General features: G+C 63.1%; 30 protein-coding genes and 1 pseudogene. 15 read left to right on the forward strand and 16 right to left on the reverse strand.

Annotation, left to right across the window (positions count from 1 at the left end; all coding sequences use genetic code 11):
• Positions 1–116: 116 nt before the first annotated feature.
• From ACFFP0_RS02300 to ACFFP0_RS02310, 3 genes are all read right to left on the reverse strand, one after another.
• Positions 117–803, reverse strand: coding sequence for a metallophosphoesterase family protein (locus tag ACFFP0_RS02300; RefSeq protein WP_377256025.1), 687 nt, complete (start codon positions 801–803; stop codon positions 117–119).
• 77 nt (positions 804–880) lie between these two features.
• Positions 881–1660 carry a nucleotidyltransferase family protein gene (locus tag ACFFP0_RS02305; protein ID WP_377256028.1) on the reverse strand — a complete coding sequence of 260 codons (780 nt, stop codon included), beginning with the start codon at positions 1658–1660 and terminating at the stop codon, positions 881–883.
• A 195-nt stretch (positions 1661–1855) separates the two neighbouring features.
• Entirely contained in the window at positions 1856–2110 is a 255-nt protein-coding gene (locus ACFFP0_RS02310) for a hypothetical protein (RefSeq protein WP_377255539.1), read from the reverse strand.
• A 152-nt stretch (positions 2111–2262) separates the two neighbouring features.
• Between ACFFP0_RS02310 and ACFFP0_RS02315 the strand changes: the two genes are divergently transcribed.
• Together ACFFP0_RS02315 and ACFFP0_RS02320 are read left to right on the forward strand one after the other, a co-directional pair.
• A complete protein-coding gene (locus ACFFP0_RS02315; RefSeq protein ID WP_377255542.1) occupies positions 2263–2451 on the forward strand; it encodes a DUF3008 family protein in 189 nt (62 codons plus the stop codon).
• A gap of 130 nt (positions 2452–2581) precedes the next feature.
• Positions 2582–2776 (forward strand): hypothetical protein, encoded by a 195-nt coding sequence (locus ACFFP0_RS02320; RefSeq protein WP_377256031.1) that lies wholly within the window; start codon positions 2582–2584, stop codon positions 2774–2776.
• 256 nt (positions 2777–3032) lie between these two features.
• On the opposite strand, the gene hutX is transcribed toward ACFFP0_RS02320, so the two are convergent.
• Both hutX and hmuQ read right to left on the reverse strand, forming a co-directional pair.
• A complete protein-coding gene (gene hutX / locus ACFFP0_RS02325) occupies positions 3033–3557 on the reverse strand; it encodes a heme utilization cystosolic carrier protein HutX (RefSeq protein WP_377255545.1) in 525 nt (174 codons plus the stop codon).
• Between the two features lie 8 nt (positions 3558–3565).
• Positions 3566–3910: a heme-degrading protein HmuQ gene (gene hmuQ / locus ACFFP0_RS02330; protein WP_377255548.1), complete on the reverse strand. Its 345-nt coding sequence runs from the start codon at positions 3908–3910 to the stop codon at positions 3566–3568.
• Positions 3911–4072: 162 nt separating this feature from the next.
• On the opposite strand from hmuQ, the gene ACFFP0_RS02335 reads away from it, so the two are divergent.
• The 3 genes from ACFFP0_RS02335 to ACFFP0_RS02345 are packed head-to-tail and all read left to right on the forward strand — an operon-like array spanning position 4073 to position 6836.
• Positions 4073–4972, forward strand: coding sequence for a heme/hemin ABC transporter substrate-binding protein (locus ACFFP0_RS02335; protein ID WP_377255552.1), 900 nt, complete (start codon positions 4073–4075; stop codon positions 4970–4972).
• Positions 4972–6057, forward strand: a complete 1086-nt coding sequence (locus ACFFP0_RS02340; RefSeq protein WP_377255556.1) for a FecCD family ABC transporter permease — start codon at positions 4972–4974, stop codon at positions 6055–6057. The genes ACFFP0_RS02335 and ACFFP0_RS02340 overlap by 1 nt, the downstream gene beginning before the upstream one ends.
• Positions 6054–6836 carry a heme ABC transporter ATP-binding protein gene (locus ACFFP0_RS02345; RefSeq protein ID WP_377255559.1) on the forward strand — a complete coding sequence of 261 codons (783 nt, stop codon included), beginning with the start codon at positions 6054–6056 and terminating at the stop codon, positions 6834–6836. The genes ACFFP0_RS02340 and ACFFP0_RS02345 overlap by 4 nt, the downstream gene beginning before the upstream one ends.
• Before the next feature lie 14 nt (positions 6837–6850).
• Here ACFFP0_RS02345 and ACFFP0_RS02350 read toward each other — a convergent pair whose 3' ends face one another.
• The 3 genes and pseudogenes from ACFFP0_RS02350 to ACFFP0_RS02360 form a co-directional block, all read right to left on the reverse strand.
• Positions 6851–7213 (reverse strand): YbaN family protein, encoded by a 363-nt coding sequence (locus ACFFP0_RS02350; RefSeq protein ID WP_377255562.1) that lies wholly within the window; start codon positions 7211–7213, stop codon positions 6851–6853.
• 22 nt (positions 7214–7235) lie between these two features.
• Complete coding sequence (locus ACFFP0_RS02355) at positions 7236–7559, reverse strand: helix-turn-helix domain-containing protein (protein ID WP_377255565.1); 324 nt, start codon at positions 7557–7559, stop codon at positions 7236–7238.
• A pseudogene (locus ACFFP0_RS02360) lies at positions 7549–7907 on the reverse strand (type II toxin-antitoxin system RelE/ParE family toxin). Before ACFFP0_RS02360 ends, ACFFP0_RS02355 begins: the two are co-directional and overlap by 11 nt.
• Positions 7908–8020: 113 nt before the next feature.
• On the opposite strand from ACFFP0_RS02360, the gene galE reads away from it, so the two are divergent.
• The 7 genes from galE (at position 8021) to ACFFP0_RS02395 (ending at position 13883) form a co-directional block, all read left to right on the forward strand.
• Complete coding sequence (gene galE, locus ACFFP0_RS02365) at positions 8021–9010, forward strand: UDP-glucose 4-epimerase GalE (protein ID WP_377255567.1); 990 nt, start codon at positions 8021–8023, stop codon at positions 9008–9010.
• Between the two features lie 9 nt (positions 9011–9019).
• Positions 9020–9415 carry a VOC family protein gene (locus tag ACFFP0_RS02370; protein ID WP_377255570.1) on the forward strand — a complete coding sequence of 132 codons (396 nt, stop codon included), beginning with the start codon at positions 9020–9022 and terminating at the stop codon, positions 9413–9415.
• A gap of 10 nt (positions 9416–9425) precedes the next feature.
• Entirely contained in the window at positions 9426–10130 is a 705-nt protein-coding gene (gene ung, locus ACFFP0_RS02375; RefSeq protein ID WP_377255573.1) for a uracil-DNA glycosylase, read from the forward strand.
• A gap of 120 nt (positions 10131–10250) precedes the next feature.
• Positions 10251–11180, forward strand: coding sequence for a VOC family protein (locus ACFFP0_RS02380; protein WP_377255576.1), 930 nt, complete (start codon positions 10251–10253; stop codon positions 11178–11180).
• A gap of 76 nt (positions 11181–11256) precedes the next feature.
• Complete coding sequence (locus ACFFP0_RS02385; RefSeq protein ID WP_377255579.1) at positions 11257–11871, forward strand: alpha/beta hydrolase; 615 nt, start codon at positions 11257–11259, stop codon at positions 11869–11871.
• A gap of 202 nt (positions 11872–12073) precedes the next feature.
• Positions 12074–13501 carry an aldehyde dehydrogenase family protein gene (locus ACFFP0_RS02390; RefSeq protein ID WP_377255583.1) on the forward strand — a complete coding sequence of 476 codons (1428 nt, stop codon included), beginning with the start codon at positions 12074–12076 and terminating at the stop codon, positions 13499–13501.
• Positions 13491–13883, forward strand: a complete 393-nt coding sequence (locus tag ACFFP0_RS02395; protein ID WP_377255586.1) for a RidA family protein — start codon at positions 13491–13493, stop codon at positions 13881–13883. The genes ACFFP0_RS02390 and ACFFP0_RS02395 overlap by 11 nt, the downstream gene beginning before the upstream one ends.
• Positions 13884–13921: 38 nt before the next feature.
• Here the strand turns inward: ACFFP0_RS02395 and ACFFP0_RS02400 are convergent, their stop codons facing one another.
• A complete protein-coding gene (locus tag ACFFP0_RS02400) occupies positions 13922–14497 on the reverse strand; it encodes a transglycosylase SLT domain-containing protein (RefSeq protein WP_377255589.1) in 576 nt (191 codons plus the stop codon).
• 321 nt (positions 14498–14818) lie between these two features.
• Here ACFFP0_RS02400 and ACFFP0_RS02405 point away from each other — a divergent pair, with 321 nt between their 5' ends.
• The gene (locus ACFFP0_RS02405; protein WP_377255592.1) at positions 14819–16096 is read left to right on the forward strand and encodes a DUF3422 family protein; all 1278 of its coding nucleotides are present in this window, start codon (positions 14819–14821) and stop codon (positions 16094–16096) included.
• A 23-nt stretch (positions 16097–16119) separates the two neighbouring features.
• On the opposite strand, the gene ACFFP0_RS02410 is transcribed toward ACFFP0_RS02405, so the two are convergent.
• The 6 genes from ACFFP0_RS02410 to ACFFP0_RS02435 all read right to left on the reverse strand — a co-directional run bounded on the left by ACFFP0_RS02410 (position 16120) and on the right by ACFFP0_RS02435 (position 22367).
• Complete coding sequence (locus tag ACFFP0_RS02410; protein ID WP_377255595.1) at positions 16120–16698, reverse strand: NAD(P)H-dependent oxidoreductase; 579 nt, start codon at positions 16696–16698, stop codon at positions 16120–16122.
• Positions 16698–18104, reverse strand: coding sequence for an FAD-binding oxidoreductase (locus tag ACFFP0_RS02415; protein WP_377255598.1), 1407 nt, complete (start codon positions 18102–18104; stop codon positions 16698–16700). Before ACFFP0_RS02415 ends, ACFFP0_RS02410 begins: the two co-directional genes overlap by 1 nt.
• A 2-nt stretch (positions 18105–18106) precedes the next feature.
• The gene (locus ACFFP0_RS02420; RefSeq protein ID WP_377255601.1) at positions 18107–19432 is read right to left on the reverse strand and encodes a cytosine deaminase; all 1326 of its coding nucleotides are present in this window, start codon (positions 19430–19432) and stop codon (positions 18107–18109) included.
• Positions 19432–20262 (reverse strand): ABC transporter permease, encoded by an 831-nt coding sequence (locus tag ACFFP0_RS02425; protein ID WP_377255603.1) that lies wholly within the window; start codon positions 20260–20262, stop codon positions 19432–19434. Before ACFFP0_RS02425 ends, ACFFP0_RS02420 begins: the two co-directional genes overlap by 1 nt.
• Positions 20262–21086, reverse strand: a complete 825-nt coding sequence (locus tag ACFFP0_RS02430) for an ABC transporter ATP-binding protein (protein ID WP_377255606.1) — start codon at positions 21084–21086, stop codon at positions 20262–20264. Before ACFFP0_RS02430 ends, ACFFP0_RS02425 begins: the two co-directional genes overlap by 1 nt.
• A 264-nt stretch (positions 21087–21350) precedes the next feature.
• Positions 21351–22367, reverse strand: coding sequence for an ABC transporter substrate-binding protein (locus ACFFP0_RS02435; protein WP_377255610.1), 1017 nt, complete (start codon positions 22365–22367; stop codon positions 21351–21353).
• Positions 22368–22558: 191 nt separating this feature from the next.
• On the opposite strand from ACFFP0_RS02435, the gene ACFFP0_RS02440 reads away from it, so the two are divergent.
• A complete protein-coding gene (locus ACFFP0_RS02440; protein ID WP_377255613.1) occupies positions 22559–23497 on the forward strand; it encodes a LysR family transcriptional regulator in 939 nt (312 codons plus the stop codon).
• A gap of 11 nt (positions 23498–23508) precedes the next feature.
• On the opposite strand, the gene ACFFP0_RS02445 is transcribed toward ACFFP0_RS02440, so the two are convergent.
• Entirely contained in the window at positions 23509–24297 is a 789-nt protein-coding gene (locus ACFFP0_RS02445) for a creatininase family protein (protein ID WP_377255616.1), read from the reverse strand.
• Positions 24298–24554: 257 nt separating this feature from the next.
• Between ACFFP0_RS02445 and ACFFP0_RS02450 the strand changes: the two genes are divergently transcribed.
• Positions 24555–25109, forward strand: coding sequence for a transglutaminase-like cysteine peptidase (locus ACFFP0_RS02450; RefSeq protein ID WP_377255619.1), 555 nt, complete (start codon positions 24555–24557; stop codon positions 25107–25109).
• Positions 25110–25140: the final 31 nt, after the last annotated feature.

Raw genomic sequence — 25140 nt, forward strand, 5'->3', positions numbered from 1 at the left:
GCGTCGTTCACTCAGCGACCTCGAATTGGCAGGCGAAGCGTCGCCACGTAACCCATTCCACCCAACGGGGAGAAGGTGGCCCGGAGGGCCGGATGTTTCCCGATGGCCCGCTTCCCTCACAACTCCAGCAGCGCATAGGGTTTCCCCGTCGGTTTCTCGACATGCGAGGCGACGTTGTAGACGGGTGCTCCGCCCGGCGTCTTGCCGGCATATCTGCCGCGGTGCGCGTGGCCATGGACGACGGCCTTTACCGGAAAACGGTCGATCGTTTCCGCAAGGCGCGAGGAGCCAAGGAAGGGATAGATCTCCATCGGCTCGCCTTCGACGGTTTCCACGATCGGCGCATAATGCAGGACGACCACCGCCCGTTCGGAGCGCACCTGCCGGAGCGCGTTTTCGAGCCGCATCGTCTCCTCGACGCTTTCGGCGACCATGGCCTTGATCGCCGGCTCGCCGAAGGAGCCGAGCATGTAGCGGCCGAAGCCGCCGGCAAACCCCTTGACGCCCGCAAAGCCGATGCCGGCGATCTCGACCGCCTGGCCTTCGAGAAGCTGCATGCCGGCGTCCTTGACGATCGCCTTCACGTCCTCCACATGGCCGCATTCGTAATCGTGATTGCCGAGGACCCCGACGACGGGAATGGAGCAGGAACGCAGTTCCGAGGCCAGGATTTCCGCTTCCCGGGGTTTGCCAAGGTCGGTCAGGTCGCCCGTCAGCACGAGGATGTCGGCGGCCTGCGAGATCTCGCCGAACAGTTCCTTGTAGGACGTGCCGCCGTTCTCCTTCACATGCAGATCGCCCATGGCGGCGATCCGCGCCTTGCCGTTCGTCTTCCTCGCGGCTCCCGCGGTCTCGCTCCTTGCGTCCGTCGCTCTGGCGGTCACGTCGATGCTCCTTGCAGTTCCTCGCGCAGGTCGCCTTCGCCTCCCACGTCGGCGAAACCCCATTCCTTGACGTCGATTTCGAAATCCACGCGGCTGAACATGCGGCCGCGGCAGACCTTCATCTGCGGCAGGGGCAGTTCGCGCTGCGCCTTCAGGCGGTCGAGCAGTTCGTCCAGCAGCCAGTCCGGCACCTTGTCGCGCTCGGTCGGGTAGATCCAGCGGAAGTTCAGGAGGTGGATCAGCAGCACTTCCCAGTGCACCTCCATGTGGTTCAGCAGGCGTTCCCAGTCGATCTCGCCATGGGCGCGCAGGATCATGTGAACGATGTCGCCGCCGTCGTAGCGATGGCGGAGCTGTACGAAACATTTCGACCAGATGAGCTCGGTCGGCGCGATGATGCGCACCTTGTGGCCGTTCATGTCGATCTGCCGGGCGTTTTCGAACCAGGCATCGCTGATGGGCATGGTGCCGTTCGAGGCGGCGAAGATGACGTCGAAAAAGTTGCGGCCTCTCTTCACCTTGCCCAGCCAGCGGTCGTCCTCCACCTCGATCTCGTAACCCTTCTCCTTGAAATGGGCGAGAATGCGGGGGTAGTCGCCGGCCTTGCAGAAGATGTCGAGGTCCTTCGTCTGGCGGGTGATGCCCGTATAGGCGCTGATCGCGAAGGTGCCCGCCAGCAGGAACGGGATATGGCAGTTGACAAGGTCCTCCAGGGCCTCGGCGACAAAAGCCTCGGCCTCGGCGTCGGTCAGCGTCGGGGCGGCCTTGACCTCCATGTCGGGCATGGTGTCGACGGGGTGGGCGGCCTTCTCGCGGGGCAGGTTCTGCGCGGCGTTGACATCGGCGTTCATCGACATTCTCCGATCTCGTCCGGCTCCGATCTCGTCCGGCTCCGATCTCGTCCGGCTCCGAATCTTGTCCGGCGCAGGGGAACACCCGGGACGGCCCGAAGGTTCCGTCCGGGCTGGTTTTCAGCGCTCCGGGTTGTCCGCATTCGCCATGGGGCTGGCGCGGCCGTCGGGCTGGTCGTCATCCTCCCGCTGGTCACTGTCTTCCAGATCGGCCGCGACGAGATAGGCATCCTCGGTCCCAAGCCGGGATGCTTCCCGGATGGCTTCCGGATTGGTCGTGTCCAGCTGCTCGCGCAGTTCGTCCTCGATGCGGCCTGCGGCCTCGCCATTCTTCCGGGGCTGGTTGCTGCCGATCTTGTCGTGTTCGGCGTTCATGGTCGTTCCTTCCTCGTTGGGAGCCTTGCGGTTCAGTGATGACAACCCTCGTGTCCGGAACAGGTTCCGAATGGCGGGGATCTGGAACCAAATAGAGCGGCGGAGGTTCGGTGCCTTGTATCAACGTCTTGTATCAACGTGAGGAGAAAGACATGCCGGCGAAATCGAAATCACAGCAGAAGGCCGCAGGGGCGGCCCTTGCCGCCAAGCGCGGCGAGATCAAGAAGGACGAGCTCAAGGGCGCTTCGCGGGGCATGGAGAAATCCATGAGCGAGAAGGAATTGCGCAACATGGCTTCGACGAAGCGCAAGGGCAAGCCCGAACATGCCGCGCATCACTGACGGCGTCCGATCCGGAGCCTCCGGCACGGGTCGGACCTCGCCCGGGCGACGGGAGCCGTCGAACCGTCCGCAAGGTCCCGGTCAAGAGGAGGCCGCGCCGCCCGAAGAACTCGGCGCGGCGTTGACAGCCATGCCGCTCCGGATCGGGCTTTATATTCCCGATGATCTTCTGGAAGACTGGTTTGCGTCCGGCACCGGCATGAACCCGGCAAGCGATGTCGCGCTGAAGGCCGCCGAGGCCTATGGTCTCCGGTTCGAATGCGAGTTCAAATACTATCCGGAGAGAATGGAGGGCGTTTTCTGGAAATGGGTACCGGCCCTGTGAGGGCTTCCAAAACACTGCAGAGACTCGCCGCGCCATCTGGTCGCTTCCTCCCGGAAGAGATCGACCGGTCCGCCTGACAGCGCGGCGGGGCTCGCTCAATGACAATGACCGGAAGGGCGACATCTGGCTGAAACGATCACAAGGTCAGCCGCCAACTCCTCCACAGGGCCTGCCACAAGCACATAATGCCAGAAATCGCCAAGGGTTCCATGAAAAGTGATTCGGACAGTGATTTTTATGCCCGAATCACCAAAATTCACAATGCAGCGTAGTGATTTCGCAGCGTTTCAAATTTTACGAGCTGTTCGGCGATCAGTTCGCGATTCGCGTCGCGCCGGACGAAAACCTTGAACATGGCCGCGCCCTTCCCGTTCATGAACCAGACGGAACAGGAACGGCGACCGTGAAAGGCACGGTCGACAAAGGTCAGCGAGGCGCAATTGTCCTTCCTGATATGTCCGCCGATCGGGCTGTCGCCATGGATGTTGAACCAGCCCTGCGCCTCTGAGCCCGCGGGCAGGCTGCCTTCGGCTTCCAGCACGATATCTTCGGTATGGACGATGAAGAGGACGTCGCCCCAGGTGCTCATCGCGGACCAGATATCCAGGAAATGCTCCTTGCCGGCGACGACGGCGGCACCTTTCGGCAGGATTTCCAGGATCTCGGCCGGCGTCACGTCGGCCTTGGAGGCGATCGCCTCGACGACGCCGTCGGGCTTCTCGGCGAGCGCCGCAAGCGCCCGTTCGCGGCGGTCCGGCTTGATGTCGGAAACGGCGTTCATCGCGGACCTCAGGCGGCGTCGGCGCGCGCGCCGTTCTTGTCTTCGTGAATGATCACTTCGAAACCTTCGAAGTGGGGGCCGGAGAGGTATTCGACCTTGCCGCGGTTATCGCCGGCATTGGCGTGGGCGGCACGGAACTGCTCGGACTTCGTCCAGGCCTGGAAATGCTCGAAGCTCTCCCAGACGGTGTGCGATGCATAGAGGGTGTGATCCTCCGCCTTCGGGCCCTTCAGCATGTGGAATTCGATATAGCCGGGGAGCTCGGCGAGACGGCCGTGGCGGCTGCGCCAGATGTTCTCGAAAGCCTCTTCGTAACCCGGCACCACGCGGAATCGGTTCATGGCGATATACATTGGTCAGTCCCTCACTAAAGTGTCATTTTCGGCTCAAGATATCTGCGGCCGCTCCCCTTGAAAAGCCCAAAAAACTTGCGTAGTCAACTCAAGTTATTGACGGCAGCCGGCTGATTTCGAGGCATATCGCCTATCCGCCTGGATATGAAAGGGCAGAGTATGATGGGGTCTTCCTTCGTTTTCCGCAGGGTCAGGAGCGGTGGGTTTTTCGCGGCCGTTCTCCTCGGCGCCGTTCTCTTCGCCGGCGGTGCGTCGGCCGCCGAAAAAGGCAATCCGGAAGCCGGGCGCATCGTTTCGATCGGCGGAACGATCACGGAAATCCTCTATGCGCTCGGGGCGCAGGATCGTGTCGTCGCGCGCGACTCCACGAGTTTCTACCCCGCCGAGGCCAATTCCAAGCCTGACGTGGGTTACATGCGCGCCCTGTCGGCGGAGGGAATTCTCGGCCAGAAGCCCGACCTGATCCTGATGGAGGAGGGCTCCGGTCCGCCGCCGGTCCTTGAAATCCTGAAAGCCAGCGAAGTGCCCATGGTCGTCGTCCCGACGCCGCCGGAGGCCGGCAAGATCGGCCAGAAGATCCGCGATGTCGGCGCCGCGGTCGGATTGTCCGACAAGGCGGAGGCGCTGGCCGCAAGGACGGAGGACGGTCTCAAGAAGCTTGCCGACGATGTCGCGAAAATCCCCGGGCCGAAGAAGAAGGTGCTCTTCGTGCTGTCGCTTTCCAACGGCCGCGTGATGGCGGGTGGGGCCGATACGGAAGCCGGCGCGGTGATCGAGATGGCCGGCGGCGTCAACGCCGCGCCGACAATCAACGGCTACAAGCCTCTCGCCGACGAGGCGGTGATCGCCGCCCAGCCGGACGTCATCCTTTCCATGTCGCGGGGCGATCACCAGCTCACGCCGGAGCAGGTGTTCGCAATCCCCTCGATGCAGACGACGCCCGCCGCCGCCAGCAAGGCGCTGGTTTCGATGGACGGCCTGTTGCTCCTCGGCTTCGGCCCGCGCACGCCCGAGGCGGCCCGCGCGCTCGCCGCCCAGATCTATCCGGGCGCGATCAACTGATGAAGACGCTGGCGATGTCCTTGCGCCCCGCTGGCGACGGCGACCGGACACGGCAGGGGGCGGTTGTCCTCGGTCTTCTGGCCGTGCTGCTGTTCGTCGCCTGCCTGCTTTCGCTCGGCGTCGGCCCCACAGGGGTGGGGCTGCGCGACCTCTGGGCCTATGTGACGGGCGGCGCGGGCGGGCTTTCGACGCAGGAGAGGGTGATCCTTGAAGCGGTGCGCCTGCCGCGCACGGCGCTCGGCCTTCTGGTCGGCGCGGGACTGGCCGTTTCCGGCGCCATGATGCAGGGCCTGTTCCGCAATCCTCTCGCCGATCCCGGCATTGTCGGCGTCACGTCGGGGGCAGGGCTTGCGGCGGTCGCCGCGATCGTGCTCGGCAACACATTGCTCGCCCCCGCCGCCATGCTGCTCGGCAACCAGTTCCTGCCGCTGATGGCTTTCTTCGGCGGGCTTTTCAACACCTGGATGCTTTACCTCATCGCCACGCGGGACGGCAGGACCTCGACCACGGCGCTCATTCTTTCCGGCATCGCGATCGGTGCGCTGTCCGCCGCGTTCATGGGGCTTCTGATCGTCATGGCCGACGACCGCCAGCTTCGCGACATCACGTTCTGGAGCCTCGGTTCGCTCGGCGGTGCGACGTTCGGCCGCGTCATGTCGATCCTGCCCTTCATTGCCGCCGTGTTCGTCATCATGCCTTTCGTGGCGCGGGGGCTGGATGCGCTGGTCCTCGGCGATGCCGCCGCCTTCCACATGGGCATTCTGGTGCAGCGGCTGAAGAAGATCGTGATCGTCGCCGTGGCCGCCGCGTGTGGATCGACCGTCGCCGTTGCAGGCTCGATCGGTTTCGTCGGTATCGTCGTGCCGCATCTCCTGCGCCTTGCCATGGGGCCGTCGCACCGTTTCCTGCTGCCGGGTTCGGCGCTCGGAGGCGGGGCGCTGCTCCTGATCGCCGACAGCGTGGCGCGCACGGCCGCAGCGCCCGCCGAACTGCCGATCGGCGTCATCACCGCGCTTTTCGGCGCCCCGGTCTTCCTGTTCCTGCTGCTCGGCAGGAACGGCGTCAACATGCGGGACATGCCATGATTTCGGGCGAGCACATCACGGTGACCCGTGCGGGCCGCAAGCTCATCGACAATGTCGGGATCGATCTCGAGCCCGGCCGGTTCACGGTGATCATCGGGCCCAATGGCGCGGGCAAGTCGACGCTGATGAAGGTGCTGTCCGGCGAGATGAAGCCGGATACGGGTTTCGTCTCCTATTATGGAACGAGCATCGATCTTTGCCGGCCGGCCGACCTTGCCAGGCGCCGCGCGGTGCTGCCGCAGGCGACGCAGCTCGCCTTTCCCTTCACGGCGCTCGAAATCGCGCGCATGGGCGCAGTGGCGCAAGGGGCCCTCGATCCGGCCGACGAGGCGCGAAAGGCGCTTGCCCGCGTCGGGCTGCGCGGCTTCGAAAGCCGGCCCTATCCTTCGCTCTCCGGCGGCGAGCAACAGCGGGTGCAGTTCGCCCGGGCTCTGGCTCAGGTGCCGTTGCCGGTTGTCGACGGCGCGCCGCGGGCGTTGTTCCTCGACGAGCCGACCGCGAGCCTCGACCTCGGGCACCAGATTTCGGTGCTGGAGATAGCGCGCGATTTCGCGAGCGCCGGCGGCATCGTGCTCGCCATCCTGCACGATCTCAACCTGGCGGCGGAATTCGCCGATCATCTGGTGGTGCTAAACCACGGCCGGGTGGTGGCGGAGGGCGCCTGCGCCGAAACCGTCAACGACGAGATCATCGCAAGCGTTTACGGCATCGCCGGCGCCGTCGGGCGCCTGCCGGCCGCCCACATTCCCTACGTCCTGCCGCAATCGCGACATCGGTAACCGGCCTCGTACGCTCAGGCACCGGGTTCCGGGCGGGTGACGACGAAAATGGCGGGACCGATCATCAATGCCGCAACCAGCACCGCCCGCCAGAAGGGCGGCGATGTCCCGAACCAGAAGATCGCATAGCTCAGGGTCATCATGACGACTGCGGCAATCTTGGCCTTGCGCGGGATCGCGCCCTTCTCACGCCAGTCCCTGAGCGGCGGGCCGAATTTCGGATGTTCGAGCAGCCAGGCTTCGAGCCTCGGCGAGGAGCGCGCAAAGCAGGCAACCGCAAGGAGCAGGAAGGGCGTGGTGGGCAGAACCGGCAGAAAAGCGCCGGCAACGCCGATCGCCACAAAAAGCCAGCCGAGACCGAGAAAAAGGAGACGCATGAATACTCTTTGATGAAATGAATCAGGAGAGCACCTGAAGTCCATGTCTACGAACGATATCCAGCAATTTCAGGGCCGGCCCGCTTGGGCGCTTCGCGCCGGTTTCCCACTTCTGGATCGTCGACTCGCTGGTGTTGAGGTAACGGGCGAAGACCGGCTGACTGACATGATTGTCCTCGCGCAAGGCCTTGATTTCATAAGGCGAAAGCTCCATGGGCGCTGGCAGGCAGGTTTCATCGAAGGTCCGCATCGTTTCCTTGTCGATGGTCCCGGCTTCATACATGCCTTCCACGGCGCTATGGATCGCCTCGAAGGCGTCGCTTTTGAATTTCCGTTTAGTCGCCATTGCAAATCTCCACCAATGCTCCGTTTCTCAATTCGGCGGCCAAAGCGTCGGCCGTTTTCCTGCGGTAGAGTTCCGCCAGTTTTCTGAATGCGGCCAATTCGTCGTCATCGATATTGGCTCGATCCTGCTTGGCGAAGAGATAGGTATAGACCCAGAATTCTCCCGCCTTTGCCAGAATGATCGACCGGTGCCGATTGTCGTTCAGGCGTTTCTTGAAGACGCCGCCCCGAGGTCATCCGCCTGGCCCAGGGCAACCTGTGAGATCGCCTTGCAGAGTTCGCGATCCGATATCCGCGCTTTACACGCCGCTCGGGCGAACCATGCAGTCTTGAATACGCGATGGACCATTTCCGCTTGTGTAGCACCAAGTGCTATATATGGCAAGCGAGTTGTTGCCCGGCTGGCTTTTCGCCATATGCCCGTTATAGTGCCGCCGGCTTCAACAACCGGTAGGGAAAATGATGTCGCGGAAGAAAGTACTCGTCGTCGGCGGGGCCGGCTATATCGGTTCCCATACGTGTCTGGTGCTGGCGGAGCGGGGCTATGAGCCGATCGTTTTCGATAATCTCTCCAACGGTCATGCGGAATTCGTGCGCTGGGGGCCTCTCGAACAGGGCGATATCCGCGACCGCGTGCGGCTCGACGAGGTTTTCGCAAGGTACAAGCCGGACGCGGTCCTGCATTTCGCGGCGCTGATCGAGGTCGGGGAATCGGTCAAGAACCCGGTCGGCTTCTACGACAACAACGTCATCGGCGCTCTTACCCTGCTTTCGGCGGCAATCGATGCCGGCGTGGAGGCCTTCGTCTTCTCCTCCACCTGCGCCACCTATGGCCTGCCGGACCGCGTTCCGATGGATGAGACGCACAGCCAGGCGCCGATCAATCCTTACGGCCGCACCAAGTTCATCATCGAGCAGGCGCTCAAGGACTATGGCCAGTACAAAAACCTGAAATCCGTCATGCTGCGTTATTTCAACGCGGCCGGCGCCGATTTCGAAGGCCGGATCGGCGAATGGCATACGCCGGAGACGCATGCTATCCCGCTCGCGATCGAGGCGGCGCTCGGCCGCCGCCAGGGTTTCAAGGTGTTCGGCGACGACTACGACACGCGTGACGGCACCTGCGTGCGCGATTATATCCACGTTCTCGACCTTGCGGATGCGCATGTGCGCGCCGTCGATTACCTACTTGCTGGCGGTGAGACGGTGGAATTGAACCTCGGCACTGGAACCGGCACGACGGTGAAGGAATTGCTGGCGGCGATTTCGGAGGTTTCCGGAAAGCCTTTCCCCGTGGAATATGTCGGGCGGCGCGAGGGGGATTCCACGTCGCTCGTCGCCAACAACGACAAGGCGAGAGCGGTGCTTGGCTGGGAACCGCAATATGGGCTGGGCGATATCATCCGCTCCGCCTGGAGCTGGCATTCGCGCAGCAACCACATCACCCAATAAGGAATGACCATGGCGAAGATGATCCACTCGATGATCCGGGTGCTCGATGAAGCGCGTTCGATCGACTTCTACGGGAAGGCCTTCGGCCTGAAGGTCGCCGAGCGGGTGCCGTTCGACGGATTCACGCTGATCTATCTCTCCAATCCGAAAACGGGGTTCGAACTGGAGCTGACGGTCAATGCCGGCCGCAAGGAGGCATACGATCCCGGCAACGGTTATGGCCATCTCGCCGTATCGGTCGCGGATATCGACGCCGAATACAGGCGCTTCGCCGATCTCGGCCTGACGGTCGGCAAACTTGTGGACATGCAGCGTGACGGCGCGCCGTTCGCGCGGTTCTTCTTCGTCACCGATCCTGATGGCTATAAGATCGAAGTCCTGCAAAGAGGCGGCCGGTTCCAATAGGAGACAAGCGATGGCAGAGGGCGAGATCAGGCTCGAGGAAAGCTGGAAGCATGTGCTCGGGCCGGAATTCGAGAACCCCTATATGAGCGAACTCAGGCGTTTTCTGGTTGCCGAAAGGGAATCCGGCAAGCGCATCTTTCCCAAGGGCTCCGAATATTTCCGCGCGCTCGACCTCACGCCGCTCGACAAGGTGAAGGTCGTCATCCTCGGGCAGGACCCCTATCACGGCTTCGGCCAGGCGCACGGGCTCTGCTTCAGCGTCAGGCCCGGGGTGCGCATTCCGCCGTCGCTCGTCAACATCTATCAGGAACTCCAGAGCGATCTCGGCATTCCGCCGGCCAAGCACGGTTTCCTGGAGCATTGGGCGGAACAGGGCGTGCTGCTCCTGAACAGCGTGCTGACGGTGGAGGAGGCAAGGGCGGCCTCGCATCAGGGGCGGGGATGGGAACGTTTCACCGATGCGGTGATCCGCGCCGTCAACGAAGATTGCGATGGCGTCGTCTTCATGCTCTGGGGTTCCTATGCCCAGAAGAAAGCCGCTTTCGTCGATACGAAAAGGCATCTTGTGCTGAAGTCGCCGCATCCGTCGCCGCTTTCGGCCCATAACGGCTTCTTCGGCTGCCGGCACTTTTCCAAGGCCAACGATTTCCTCGTCTCCCGCGGCAAGGAGCCGATCGACTGGCAATTGCCGGAACGGGTTTCTGTGAACAATTAACCCTTCATCGTCTACATGAAGTGAACAATGCGTTCGGGCGAGGCCGTCTATCCAATCCGGCCCCGCCGGACCAAATATTGCCCCAGAACAAAGGCTCGCTGAGCCAGAAAGGGGTTTGAAATGCTCGACCAGATCAAAGGCCTCCACCACGTCACATCGATGGCTGCGAGCGCCGGCACCAACAACAGGTTCTTCACCGATACGCTCGGCCTGCGCCGGGTGAAGAAGACCGTCAATTTCGACGCTCCGGATGTCTATCATCTCTATTACGGTGACGAAGTCGGCACGCCTGGTTCGGTGATGACCTATTTCCCGTTCCCGCATATCGCCCGTGGCCGTCCCGGCACCGGTGAAGTCGGCACGACGCTCTTTTCCGTTCCCGAGGGCTCTCTCGGCTACTGGACGGACCGGCTGACCAAGGCCGGCGTCGACGGTCTCAAGAGCGACAGCGCCTTCGGTGAAAACCGCCTGCATTTCGCGGGTCCGGACGGCGACGGCTTCGCGCTCGTCGAAGTCAAGGACGACGCGCGTGCGCCCTGGACCGGCAACGGTGTTGGCGAGGACAATGCGATCCGTGGTTTCCACTCCGCGTCGCTCAGGCTTCGTGACGAGGGGGCTACGGCCGAGTTGCTGAAATACATGGGTTACCAGCAGATCGACGCCAGGGATGGCGTGATCCGTCTCGGCATTCCCGGCGGCAACGGCGCGGATTTCATCGATATCGAAACCATGCCGAACATCGCCCATGCGCATCTCGGCGCGGGTTCGGTCCATCACATCGCCTTTGCGGTCGAGAACCGCGAAAAGCAGCTCGAAGTCCGCAAGGCGCTGATGGATACCGGCTACCAGGTCACTCCGGTCATCGACCGCGACTATTTCTGGGCGATCTACTTCCGCACGCCGGGCGGCGTGCTGTTCGAGGTCGCCACGAACGAACCTGGTTTCAACCGTGACGAAGATACCGCTCACCTCGGTGAGGCGCTGAAGCTGCCCAGGCAGCATGCGCATTTGAGAGAAGTCCTCGAACAGCATCTCGAACCGATCGAGTAACCGGTCGGCGGCGGGTCGAAAAGCGTGGAACCGGTTTTCGGCCCGCCGCCCGGACAAAGTTTCAGGAGACAAGAAAATGAGCTACGACAGCTATGTGCATCGGGCGAGGCCCGGTGCGCCGGGAACCCCGATTCTGTTCGTTTTCCATGGCACCGGCGGCGATGAAAACCAGTTCTTCGATTTCGGCGGAAGGCTGTTGCCGAACGCTACGGTGATCTCGCCGCGCGGCGACGTGTCCGAACACGGGGCGGCGCGCTTCTTCCGGCGCAAGGCGGAGGGCGTCTACGACTGCGACGACCTTGCGAGGGCAACCGAAAGGATGGGCGAATTCGTCGCCGCGAACCGCGACCGCTACGAATCCTCGACCGTTCTCGGCCTTGGCTTTTCGAACGGCGCGAACATTCTCGCCAATGTCATGATCGAGAAACCGGGCCTCTTCGAGGCGGGCGTGCTGATGCATCCGCTGATCCCGTTCAGGCCGAAGGACCGCAAGGCCAAAGAAACGGCCCATGTGCTGATCACCGCGGGGCAGAACGACCCGATCTGCCCCGTGCCGCAGACCGTCGAGCTTGCCGACTACTACAAGCGGCAGGGCGACAAGGTGACGCTCGACTGGCATATCGGCGGCCATGAGATCCGCGCCAACGAGATCGAAGCCGCCAAGAAGTTCTTCGCGCCCTACGGGGCGTGAAGACCGCGAATGCCGGCTGCCCGATCCGCCGGAACCTCTTCGGGGGCGGCGGGCAGCCGATCCTGCCGGTTCGGCCGGTCGTCAAACCGTTTGGCCGCGTGCTCCCGATCGAGCCGTCGCCGACATCGCCTCCCGGGCTTGCCGGGGAACCGGGCATGGCCGATAGTGATCACCATTTCCCTGGCAGCCCGGGAGGCTTTCCATGAGCAACCACCTGAAATTCTTCATTGACGGGGCCTGGGTGAAGCCCGAGATTCCCGTCGCGCTCGATGTCGTCGACCCTTCGACCGAAGAGGCTTATACGCAGATCGCGCTCGGTTCCACGGCGGATGTGGACAAGGCGGTCGCCGCCGCCCGGGCGGCGTTCCCGGCTTTTTCGCAATGGCCGAAAGCGGAGCGTCTTGCACTTCTGAAGCGCATCCTCGTCGAATACGACAAACGCTACGAGGACATAGCTCAGGCCGTCTCGCAGGAGATGGGCGCGCCGCTGGCATTTGCCCGCGACGCCCAGGCCGCAGCCGGCAGGGGGCATCTCGCCGCGACCATAGAGGCGCTGGAGACATATGAATTCACCGAGGCGCGGGGCTCGACGATGGTCGTCAGGGAGGCGATCGGTGTCTGCGCCCTGATCACGCCCTGGAACTGGCCGCTCAACCAGATCGTCTGCAAGGTCGCGCCGGCGATTGCCGCCGGCTGCACGATGGTCCTGAAACCTTCCGAGATCGCGCCGGTTTCGGGGATCGTATTCGCGGAAGTCATGGAGGCCGCCGGAACCCCGAAAGGCGTTTTCAACCTCGTCAACGGTACCGGCCCGGATGTGGGGCAGGTGATGGCCGGCCATCCGGACGTCGACATGGTTTCCTTCACGGGTTCCACCCGCGCCGGCATCATCGTGGCAAAGACCGCCGCCGATACGGTGAAGCGCGTGGCGCAGGAACTCGGCGGCAAGTCGCCCAACATCATCCTGCCCGATGCGGATTTCGAGAAGGCGGTGGCGGATGGCGTCACGGCCTGCTTCGGCAATTCCGGTCAGTCCTGCGATGCGCCGACCCGCATGCTGGTGCCGGCAGGACGTCACGACGAGGCGCTTGGGATCGCCAGGACTGCCGCGGAGAAATTGAAGACCGGCGATCCGCGCGCCGAAGGCACCGATCTCGGTCCGGTCGTCAGCCAGACGCAGTTCGACAAGATCCAGCGGCTCATCCGGGCCGGCATCGGCGAAGGGGCGACGCTCGTGACCGGCGGGCCGGGCCGCCCGGAAAATCTCAATCGCGGATATTACATCCGTCCGACCGTCTTCGGCCATGTCACCAACGACATGACGATCGCGCGGGAGGAAATCTTCGGACCCGTGCTGTCGATCCTTCCCTACGAGAGCGAAGAACAGGCGATCGAGATCGCCAACGACACGCCCTACGGGCTTGCCGCCTATGTCCAGTCGTCAGATATCGGCCATGCCCGCAAGGTGGCGTCACGCCTGCGCGCCGGTTCCGTCTATATCAACTATCCGGAATGGGATCTTTTTGCGCCTTTCGGCGGCTACAAGCAGTCCGGCAACGGTCGTGAATATGCTGACTGGGCCATTCATGACTTCCTCGAAATCAAGGGCATCGTCGGTTATGGCAGTTAAGACGTTCAATCCTCCCTCCGTCCGCAGACCGTTCGGCGCCTACAATCACGGCCTGCTCGTGCCGCCGGGCGCCAGCCTGCTCGTCACGTCCGGCCAGCTCGGTATCTCGCCGGATGACAGGATTCCGCCGGATGTGACAAGCCAGGCCGAATTCTGCTTCAAGGCGATCGGGTCCATCCTCGAAGAGGCGGGCATGACCTATGCGGATGTCATCCGCATTTCCGGCTTCGTGACGAGCCGCGAGGATTTCCCGGCCTATATGGCGGTGCGCGACCGCTACACGCTGGACCCGAAGCCCGTCTCGACCCTGATCGTCGTGGGCGGGTTTACCCGCGCGGAATTCCTGGTCGAGGTGGAGGTGACGGCGGCCAGGGTGTTTTGAACGGCCGCCCCCCGGCGCTTCGATTGAACCCTGAAGGGCTAATATCCGCAGCGCCTCAGCTGGGCTTCGTATCGTGCGGCCATGCCGGCGGATTTCTGGGCAGCCTGCCGCGTGCCGGACGAGAACTGGCCGCGCTCATATCCCGCCTGGCCGGAATAATAGGCAAGGTAGAGATTGTAGCTGTCGCTGAGCGGGATGCCGTTCTTGACGTGGCTCTGGTTGTGATACCAGCCGACGAAATGGATCGCGTCGCCGAAATCGCTGCGGCTCGCGCCCCAGCGGCCCGTATCCTTCTTGTAGGTCGACCATGTCCCGTCGAGCGCCTGCGCATAACCGTAGGCCGAGGAGACGCGTCCCCACGGGATGATGCCGAGCACGTATTTGCGCGGCGGCTTGGCATAAGGCCGGAAACCGGATTCGACGTAGATCGTGGCCATCAGGATCGGCACGGACACGCCGTATTCCCGTTCGACGGCCTTGGCCTGACGGCTCCAGTTGTTGAACAGCCCGTCGCGCTGTTCGAAGATCGCGCACGCGTTGGTGATCCGGCTCGGCGCGGACGCGCAGGCGGTCAAGGTCAGGGCCATGAGGGCGATGAAAAACGCAATACGCATCGCTCGTTCTCTCGTATTCGAGAGATTAATAACCGGTAAAATTTAAGGAAAAGTTTAGCGGCATGCCGACAGTGCCGTCAGTCCTCCCGGAAGCCGACGAATATTGTGCGGAATACTTCGAGGAAAGCGGCTCTTCTGCGTCAAACGGTCGCTTCGTATGCGGGCGGTCATTTGATAGTAGCCAAAATGCCAATGGCGCTTGAAGCATTGTTGCGCGAAAGTGCGCTGCGGTTTGCGGCAACGACGTATGTGAGAACAAGGTCCTGGAGCGTGACGGGCGAATCTGAAAGGTTCGCGACACGTTTTGGCGGGGAGCAATGAATGACGAAACGCAGCTTTTCGTTTCCTGTCGCAGACATACGGGCGCGCGCGCTCGGTGAAGTTCATTCGCGTCCCTATACCCTTGTCTCCCTGCCGCGGGTGATCTTCCAGGTCGCCTTCCTGACCGAGGCGAATTTTGCCGCCGACCAGTCGATCCTGGCCGAGATGTCGCTGGGCCAGGGTGTCGCCCCGCCGGCGCCCGACACAAGCCATCATACGATGAACTGGGGCAACGGGACGCTTCGGTGGGAGAAGCACACGGAGTTCTCGACCTATTTCTGGGATGCGCCCGCTCCGGCCCTGTTCGGCGGGGATATTCCGGTCAATCCCTTCGGCGCCAGCTTCAAGGCGCCGGGCCTCTTCATCTCCGGCGTCCGGATCGAGATCCGGCCCGCCAGCGAGGATATGAGCAAGGTCATTCCCAACTTCAATCCGACCAGCCTCTGTCAGAGCATGGTCGCCGATGGCCAGGCGACGGTGACGACCGATTTCCGCCAGGATGGCGACGGGCTCACCAAGTTCCTCATTCTCGACCACGGCCTGACCGACGGCGCGCGCGGCGCATTGGTGCAGCGTATCCTCGACATCGAGACCTACAGGACGCTGGCGATGATGGGGCTGCCGCTCGCCCAGACGCTTTCGCCGGAAATCCGCCGGATCGAAAACAGCCTGACGGCCGTGACGCAGCGTATGAAGCAGCATGCCAGCGCCGAGGCGGATGCGATGCTCACCGAGATCACGCGGCTGGGGGCCGAGCTTGAGGCGAACGCGGCGTCCAGCCTCTACCGGTTCGGCGCGAGCCGCGCCTACTACAACATCGTCCTGGAACGGGTGGCCGTGCTGGCGGAAAGGGCTTTGCCGGGCAGCGAAACGCTTGGGGTCTTCCTCCAGCGGCGCCTGGCGCCGGCGATGCGGACCTGCCAGTCGGTCGAGGAGCGGCAGGCCAACCTTTCCAGCAAGCTCGCACGCGCCACCGCGTTGCTTCGAAGCTGGATCGACGTGGATCTCCAGAAGTTCAACACGAAGCTTCTCGATTCCATGAACCAGCGCGCCCATCTGCAGCTCCGCCTGCAGCAGACGGTGGAGGGGCTGTCGGTCGCGGCCATCTCCTACTATGTCATCGGCCTTGCGGGTTATCTCGCCAAGCTCGCCCACAATGTCGGCGTCGACATCGCGCCCGAGACGCTGACGGGCGCCGCGGTTCCCGTCGTCGTCGTGGTGGTGTGGTTCATGGTCGGGCGCATCCGGAAAAAGCATCAGGACGACCACGTCGGGTGAGGGGGCGTCCCCGCGCGTCCTCTTCAGAAACGCTCCATCTCGCGTTTGACCTTGGCGAGGAAGGCCGCACGGGTTTCGGGCGTGCAGTTGTTCATGTCGTAATGCGCCAGGAACCTGACGGACCGGGCAGGGTTGGTCTGGGCGCGCAGCACGCGCCTGGCGAGTTTCTTCGGCGGGTCGCCGGCGAGGAACGCCCGCCAGCGGGTGGCGCCGTAGGTCAGCACCACCGCCACTTTCTCGATATGCAGCTTGCGGGTCAGCACGCCGTCCTTCAGCTCGAACGTGACGCCCGGCAGCCAGACGCGGTCGAAATAACCCTTCAGCATGGCCGGCCAGCCGAAATTCCAGACGGGCGTGACGATGACGAGACCTTCCGCCCGCTGGAGGCGGTCGACATAGGGGCGGACGAGTTCGAGGTTGTCGGGATAGGTGTGGTAGATCATCCGGTCATGGCGGGACATGACCGGATCGAAACCTTCGGCATAGAGGTTGCAGTCATCCACCTCGTGCCCGGCCTTCCGCAGGCTTTCACGCGTCTGGCGGTGCAGGGCGGCGCCGAAACTTTCCTCGACCGGGTGGGAGTGGATGAGCAGGACCTTCATCAGCCGCCTGCCGCTGCAAGCCCGGGGAAGAGATAGTTCTTGCCGGCCGAGAAATCGAAGTCCGGGTTGTCCCAGGCGATCATCTTGCCGGGATTCAAGAGGCCCTTCGGGTCCGTTTCCTTCTTGAAGGCGAGCTGCACCACGTCCGTCTGCTTCATGCCGCCTTCCTCCAGCGTGTAGCGGTGCGGGTTGAAGATCGGGCAGCCGTTGTCCTGGTGGATCTTGATGATCTCCTCCAGCCGTTCGCGGGTCGTATACCGCACCAGCGGGAGCCCGGAGCATTGCATGCGGCCGTCGAACCTGATGAATTCCAGATGGCCCGGCACTTCGTCGCCGAAGAGTTTCACCATCTTCCCGACCTTGGCGACATGGTCCGGTCCCGGATACTGGACCTGCAGATAGGTGAAGTTCGGGTCGACCTTCAGTGCGCGCAGCGTCGTGTGGTTCCAGGCAAGCTCATAGGCGTGCGGGATGCCTTTCATGCTTTCCACCTTGTCGGAGCGGAAGAGGATCTCGCCCTTCTGGCGTTCGGTGAAGGCGGTGAAGGCATCCATGGAATGCGGCGCCACCATCAGCACGCAGATCGACTGGCCGCGATGGCGGATGAAGGGCTTGTGGCGCGGAAAGTAGTCGTGGGGGATCGGCGCGGCGATCGGGGCGATCTCCTTGACGAGGATGCCGTTCTTGTGGGCGATCGCATCGCCGAAACGCACCGCGTCCATGAAGTCGTCGTAACCGACCAGCACGTCCACCCAGTCATAGGCGGGCGCCAGCGGCATCTCGACCTCGACGATGATGCCGTTGGTGCCGTAGGCGTGGGTTACCTTCTGCAGATCCCAGGCGGTGAGATCGAGCACGCGCGGCTCGGCCTCCATGGTGACGACGCGCAGGCGCAAGATGTTGCCAAGGTCGCGCAGGCCGCCCCAGTGGATGGAGCCGACGCCGCCGGAGCCGCCGGCGACGAAGCCGCCGATCGTCGCGGTCTGGGCGGTCGAGGGGTGGAAGCGCAGTTCCTGGCCGGAATGGGCTTTGGTCTGGCGATCGAGTTCAGCGATCACGACGCCGGGCTCGGCGATGACGCGGCCCGGATGGATTTCCTTGACCCTGTTCATGTTGATAAGGTTCAGCACGATGCCGCCGGAAAGCGGCATGGCCTGGCCGTAATTGCCGGTGCCGGCGCCACGCGGGGTAACCGGCACGCCATGCGCGAAGGCAACCTTCAGCGCCCGGATCACCTCTTCCTCGGTCTTCGGCGAGACGACGAGGTCGGCGGTGACGTTGTCGAGCTCCTCTTTCAGGATCGGCGAATACCAGTAGAAATCGCGGCTTTTCTGCCGTACCAGAGCCGGATTGTCCTCCAGCGAGATACCTTCGAGTTCCTGTCTGATCTGTGCGTAATCCGGCATGTTCACTTGTCCAAAATCGGGTCCAGGTCACGGTAGTCCGGCAGGCGACGGTCGATGCCCTTGCCATTCCGCATCACGATGCGGTCAGCCTGCGGACGGGAAAGGAATTCGCTCCAGCGGCGGGCGCTGAAGAGGACGAGATCGGCGGGGCCGCCTTCGGCGATGATGCCGATGTCAGGCCGGCCGAGGATTTCGGCAGGCGTCGAGGTGACGACACGGGCGGAGGTGTTGAGCGGGTGGTCGAGATGCAGGATGCGCACCGCCTCGCGGAACACTTCGACAGGGTCCATGTCGCCATAGGCGTAGAACGGATCGCGGGTATTGTCGGAGGAAACCGCAATCCTGACGCCCGCCGCCGCCAGTTCATGGAACAGCGTGACGCCGCGCCAGCGGGGCGTGCGGCCCGCATGGCGGTCTTGCAGGTACATGTTGCACATGGGCAGGGACACGACCGAGAGGCCGGCCTCGGCGACCTTGTCGACGACGCGTTTCGCCACCTCGTCGTCCTGCCTTGCCAGCGAGCAGCAATGGCCGACCGTGACCGCGCCCTGGAAGCGGTTGCGGAGCTTCGCCTCGGCGACCTTTTCCAGCGCCAGCACCTGTTTGTCCTCCGTCTCGTCGACATGCAGGTCGATATCGAGGCCCTTGTCGGCGGCGGTGCGCATCAGGAGATCAAGGCGCGCGTCGAGATCCGGCCACATCTGCGGCACGCCTCCGAGCAGGCCGCCATGTTCGGCGACGACCGAGACGAGATCGGTGAAGAAGGCTTCTTCCCAGATCATTTCCATTGGGAACAGGGCGACGGCCTGCAGATCGATCCGGCCCTTCCATTCGGCGCGCATGTCCGAAAACACCGGGAAGGAGATGCGCGGCTGCGGGGGGATGCTGTCGAGATGGGTGCGGATCAGCTTGGTGCCATGCGCGTAGGCCGTCTTCAGCGAGAACTCCATGCGGGTGCGGACATCGTCCGCCGACCAGTTCTTCTCCCGGTCCTCGCGGACGTTCAGCAGCGCGCCCATGAAGGAACCGTCCGGGTTGCGGCGGCGATCCCAGATATGGCCCTTGTCGAGATGGGTGTGCATGTCGGCGAAGCAGGGCCAGACCATGCCGCCCTTGAGATCGACCCCGGGCATGTCCGCCACGACGGCATCGGTGGGCACCGAGCCGGCCGGCAGGATCTTTTCGATCCTGCCGCTGGCGATGACGATATCCGCGTGGACGAGGCCTTCACGGGCGGGGGCGGAAAAACCCTTGACCAGCACGGCGGGCAGCGTGGCATCGGTCAATGTGAAACGCGGGCTGTCGGGAAGCGTCGTGAAGGCCGTCATCAGTTTTCTCTCTTCAGGCTGCTTTCATGCCAGCGATGCAGGAAGAACCAGGAAATGAAGGAGGTAATGGCGAAGATCACCACGCCAAGAGCGGAAAGCAGGACAAGTGCCGCGAAAAGGCGCGGGATATTCAGGCGATATTGCGATTCGAGCAGGCGGAAGGCAAGGCCGGAGCCGGCGCCCGCGGAGCCTGCCGCGAATTCCGCCACGACGGCGGCGATCAGCGCCAGGCCGCCGCCGATCCTCAGCCCCGTCATGAAATAGGGAAGCGAGGAGGGGAGCTTCAGGTAAAGCAGCGTCTGCCAGCGGGAGGCGCCATAGAGATCGTAGAGATTGAGCAGGTTGTGATCGACGCTCTTCAGGCCCTGCACCATGTTCGACAGGATCGGGAAGAAGGCGACGAGGAAGGCGCAGATGAGCAGCGCCACCTGCGTCGTCGGGGCATAGATCAGGATCAGCGGCGCGATCGCCACGATCGGGGTGACCTGCAGGATGACGGTGATCGGGTAGAAGGCCGTTTCGATCCATTTCGACTGGACCAGAAAGATCGCGATGCCGACCCCGCCGATAAGCGCGAGCGCCAGCGCCTGCATGGTGATCTGCGTCGTCACCCAGAGCGCGGGCCAGAGCGTGCCCCAGTCGTTGTAGAGCGAATTTGCGACCGCTATCGGCCCCGGCAGGATGTATTGCGGGATGCTGTTGACGGTGATGATGAGCTGCCAGAGCAGGACGAGACAGATCACGACGCAAACCGGGATCAGCGTGCGCAGCAGCGTATCGCGGTTGCGGAAGCCGGGCTTCGGCGGTGCAAGACCGGGATCGGTTGCCATCAGTGTTCCTCCCCGCCGATCGCTTCGAGCAGCATGTTGGAGACCTTTTCGCAGGCCTGTCGATAGTCTTCCGACGTCCGGTAATGGGCGTCGCGGCTCATGCTGGTCATCAGCGGAAAATCCGCGTGGACGCGGCCGGGCCGTGCTTTCATCACCACGATGCGGTTCGACAGATAGGCGGACTCGAAGACGGAGTGCGTGACGAAGATTACCGTAATGCCCGTTTCGCGCCAGAGCCGGAGCACGTCGTCGTTGAGCTTCTGGCGGGTGATCTCGTCGAGCGCGGCGAAGGGCTCGTCCATCAGAAGCAGCTTCGGCTTCGTCACCAGCGCGCGGGCGATCGAGACGCGCATCTTCATGCCGCCGGAAAGCTCGCGCGGATAGGCGTCGGCAAAGTCCTGCAGGCCCACGGTCGCGAGCGTCTTCATGATCTCGTCGCGGGCGGCGGATTTCGAAACGCCGCGCAGCTTCAAGGGCAGGTAGACATTGCCGAACACCGTTTGCCAGGGCATCAAGGTCGGCTCCTGGAAGACGAAGGAGATGTCGCCCTCCGGCAGGCCCCTGGAATTGATGCGCGAGCTTGGCCAGTCGATCGCGCCGGTCGAGACATCGCCCAACCCGGCGATGATCCTGAGCGCCGTCGACTTGCCGCAGCCGGACGGGCCGAGCAGGCTGACGAACTCGCCGCCCTCGACCGTCAGCGACATGTCGGACAGCGCGAGCGTACCGCTGGAGAACATCTTGGAGACATTGCGCATCACGACCAGCGGGCGTTTGCGCGTATCTCCCGGGGCTGGCATCAACGGTGCTTGGGACGTGGTCATTACGGGCCTTATGCGATTTGGGACGTATGCAGGCTGTTCGGTCTCTCTTCTCCCCGCCGGGGCGAAGGTGGTCCGAAGGACCGGATGAGGGGGAGGCGAAGCCTCATGTCATCCCCTCATCGCCTCGCTTTGCTCGGCGCTTCTCCCCGCTGGGGAGAGGCGAGCCGCAGAGCTTGCCGCACCCGGCCCTTCGCCTGGGCTCGGGGCGTTCGTCGCTGCAATCGATTCACTGGATCGATTGCCCGGGCCTTGCCCGACCGCTTTTCACTTCTTCAACGCCATGCCGACGCCCTTGCAGACGAACTTGGTGGAGTAGGCCTTCTTGTAGTCGAGACCGGCGGGTTCGACGTTGATCGCGACCATGCTGTCGAAGAACTTCTTGTAGCGTTCGTCGGTGATGCAGCCGATGCCCTTTGTCAGGGCGTCGCCGGATTCGACGATGCCGTATTCCTTCATCTTGGCGATCGAATAGGCGATCTGGCCATCCGTCATTTCCGGATTGTCCTTCTTGATCAGCTCGTTGGCTGCCTTGTTGTCACCGTAGAGATAGGTGTACCAGCCTTCGATCGAGGCATCCACGAAACGCTGCACGACATCGGGCTTCTTGTCGATCATCGGCTGGGTGGTGGTGATCATCGTCGAATAGGGGCCGTATCCGGCATCGGCGATCAGGAAGACTTTCGGCGCCCAGCCGGCCTGCTTCTCGATCTCATAGGGTTCGGACGTCAGGTAACCCTGCTGGGCGGATTTCTTGTCGGCGATGAAAGGAGCGGGGTTGAAGGTGTAGGGCTTGTACTGGTCGTCGCGGAAGCCCTTGAAGTTCTTCTTCATCCACTCGAAATAGGTGACGTACCCTTCCTTGCCCATGAAGATCGTATCCAGCTTGGCGAGGTCGGCGAACGTTTCCACGCCCGCATCCGGATGGGCGAGCAGGACCTGCGGGTCCTTCTGGAAGATCGAGGCGACGCTGATCAGCGGAATGCCCTGTTTCACGGCGTCCATGTCGCCCAGCGGGCCGCCCATGTAGAAATCGACCTTGCCGGCGATCAGGAGCGCGCGATTGGCGGCGTTCGGGCCACCCTGCACGATCTTCACCTTGAGGCCGTGTTTCTCGTAGGTGCCGTCGGCAACGGCCTGATAGAAGCCACCATGCTCGGCCTGGGCTAGCCAGTTGGTGCCGTAGGTGACCTCATCGAGCGCTGCGGCCGGTTCTGCGGCAAGCGCCATCGCGGAAAGGCCCAAAGCGGCCAGAAAACTTTTCATCGTCAATGCGTTGGACATGTCGCTCGGTTCCCCTGTTAAACCTTTCGGCATCGTGAGAGCACTTCATTCACAGCATTTGTACGGTTGCGTTGCTCTTTGAAAAGCATCAAAATTCGTCCGCATTGATGCCTTTCGGGCATCGGTTGGAATTTGATGTGCTAAATTGTGCGGCATGATCAAAAAATATGCAATGAGGGGCCGGGGATAAAATGCTGCATTCGCGAAAGCTGCTTTATATCGACGAGATCGCGCGGTGCGGATCGATCCGCAAGGCGGCGGCCCGGCTGAATGTCGCATCCTCCGCGATCAACCGGCAGATCCTGGCGCTGGAGGAGGAATTGGGGGCGCCGATCTTCGAGCGCATGCCGCGCGGCTTGAAGCTGACCGCGGCCGGCGAACTCTGCATCGAACACATCCGCGACGTGCTGAAGACCTACGAGCGGATGGAATCGCGCATCCGCGGCCTGAAGATGCCGCAGGCCGGCAAGGTGGCCCTGGTCTCGACCGTGGGGCTTGCCGCGGGTCCGCTGCCGGAAATCCTCGCGCGGTTCGTCGCCCGGCATCCGCGCGTGCGCATTCACCTGAGGAATGACGGGCCTTCGAACACGATCCAGCCGGTCATTTCCGGCGAGGTGGATATCGGTCTCGGCTTCAATATCCCCGCGACGCCCGGCATCCGGACACTCGCCAATTTCGACATTCCGATCGGGGCGGTGATACCGCCGGGGCATCATCTCGCGGGCGACGGGCCGGTCGACCTGGCGGATGTCGTCCAGGAGCCGCTGGTGCTCGCCCAGCCCGGCACGAGCCTGCGCAACATCATCAATCTGGCGCTGTCGCCGCTTTCCGTGCCGGTGGAGCCCGTGATCGAGACCAATGCCTCGGAGATGCTGAAGAAACTCGTTAAGGCAGGCACCGGGCTCACGCTGCTGAACCCGCTGGACGTCCTGCCGGAATGCCGGCGCGGCGAGCTGATCTTCCGGCCGCTTGCCAATCCGCATGTCCGCCATCAGCCGATGAAGCTTTTCGCCCGCTCGCGCGCGACGCTCGATACGGCGACGAGCCTGTTCGTCGAATTCCTGCTTTCGGAGCTTGCGTCGATCGTCGCCGAGCTGGAGGCCAAGGGGCATGTGCCGCCGCAGCCATAGGGGCGGGCCGTTCAGCGGGAATAGAGTTCGCTGAGTGAAAAGCTCTCGAATTCGCGCAGCATCTCGATGAAGCCCGCCACCTGATGGCGGCAGATGACGGCGCCTTTTTCGGCCGTTCCCTTGGATGCATCCCCGACGACGCCGTTGGGGTTCAGGTCATGGGCCAGCCAGGAAAGCACATGCGGCGGCGTCGGCTGCATGAATCTTGAACGGCTTTCCGCCCTGGAGACGAAGTTCCCGGCCTTGTCCATCCGCACGAGGTCGGGGCGGAAGTGCAGCATCAGCGAGGTCTCCACCTCGCCGCCATGGATGCCGTATTTCTGCTCGTGCTCGCTGATGAGGCCCGGCGGGTGGCCGAAGCGGCCCCATTGCGTGCCGATCACCGCCATCTGGTGGCGGACGCGCAGCTCGCGCCCGACGATGCTCATGATGTCGACGTTTCCGCCGTGGGAGTTGACGATGACGAGCTTGCGGACGCCGGCTTCCGCCACCTTGGCGCCGATCGCCGTCCAGGCGGGGATCAGGATTTCCGGCCCGAAGGAAAGCGACCCCGGACCGTAGACGTGCTCGTTCGCCTTGCCGATCTCCTGGGTCGGCAGCACGAGGATGTCGAGCTCCTCCGGACGCTGCGCCTTCAATTCGGCGAGCATGCCGTTGGCGATCGCCACATCGGTCGCGATCGGCAGATGCGGGCCGTGCTGTTCCGTCGAGGCGATCGGCAGGATCGCGATGGTCTTCTGAGGCGAGAGGTGAGCGAAATCGTATGTGTTGAGTTCGTTCCAGTAAAACGGCTTGCCCATGTCTGCCCTGCCTTTCTGTCCATGTCCCCGACAGGGTTAGGAGATAGGGTACGTCTCGAAAAGCATCAATTTCCGCCCGGTGCGGTGCCTTTTTGCGTGCGCAGCCGGCAGGAGGTTGTGCCAGGACGGGAAAAAAGCGGATTTCAGTAAAATTGCATCTATCCGTTTAAGTGCCGGGAAAACCATCCCGCGTATGGTTGTGCCATCAAGGGACGAGACGGCGGACAAGCCGTCCGGTGAAAACAGGGTGCAGCGTCATGATCAAGAAACTCATTATTTCCGCGGTCGTCCTGACGGCCCTCATTTCCGGCAAGGAAGCCAATGCTGCAGGTCCCGGCGGTTTCGCCCGGGCGCTTTCGTCGGTTTCTGCGGCGCAGATGCACACGTCGGGGATTCCGACGATCGAGCGTCATGACGACGCCGAGGACGCCGCGCTGACATTGACCTTCGCCAAGCGGCGCGAACTGCTGCGGATCAACTCGGCCGTCAACGGAACGATATCCGAGCTGGACCGCTATTTCGACGGCATCGCCGGCGAGGCATCGCTCGCGCAAGGCGCCGAAGCCTGCTTCGACTGCGCCGACCTGAAGCGCGATCACCTGATCTCGCTCGGCTGGCCGGCCAGGGCGATGCGGATCGCCTATGCCGTCAACGCGGAGGGCCGCATCGAGCGCGTGCTGGTGGTTGCGACCGATGGTGGCGAAGTCCTGCTCGGCAATGACAGCCCGGTGATCGACATGTCCGCCAGCCGGACCCAGCGCGCGATCCGCGAGCCGGCGCCTTCGATCACGCGCGCCTATTACGATATCTGAGCGGCTGCAACGCCCGCTCCAGCCGTCCTTT

The sequence above is a fragment of the Neorhizobium puerariae genome, assembly GCF_042429745.1.
GTDB lineage: Bacteria > Pseudomonadota > Alphaproteobacteria > Rhizobiales > Rhizobiaceae > Neorhizobium > Neorhizobium puerariae.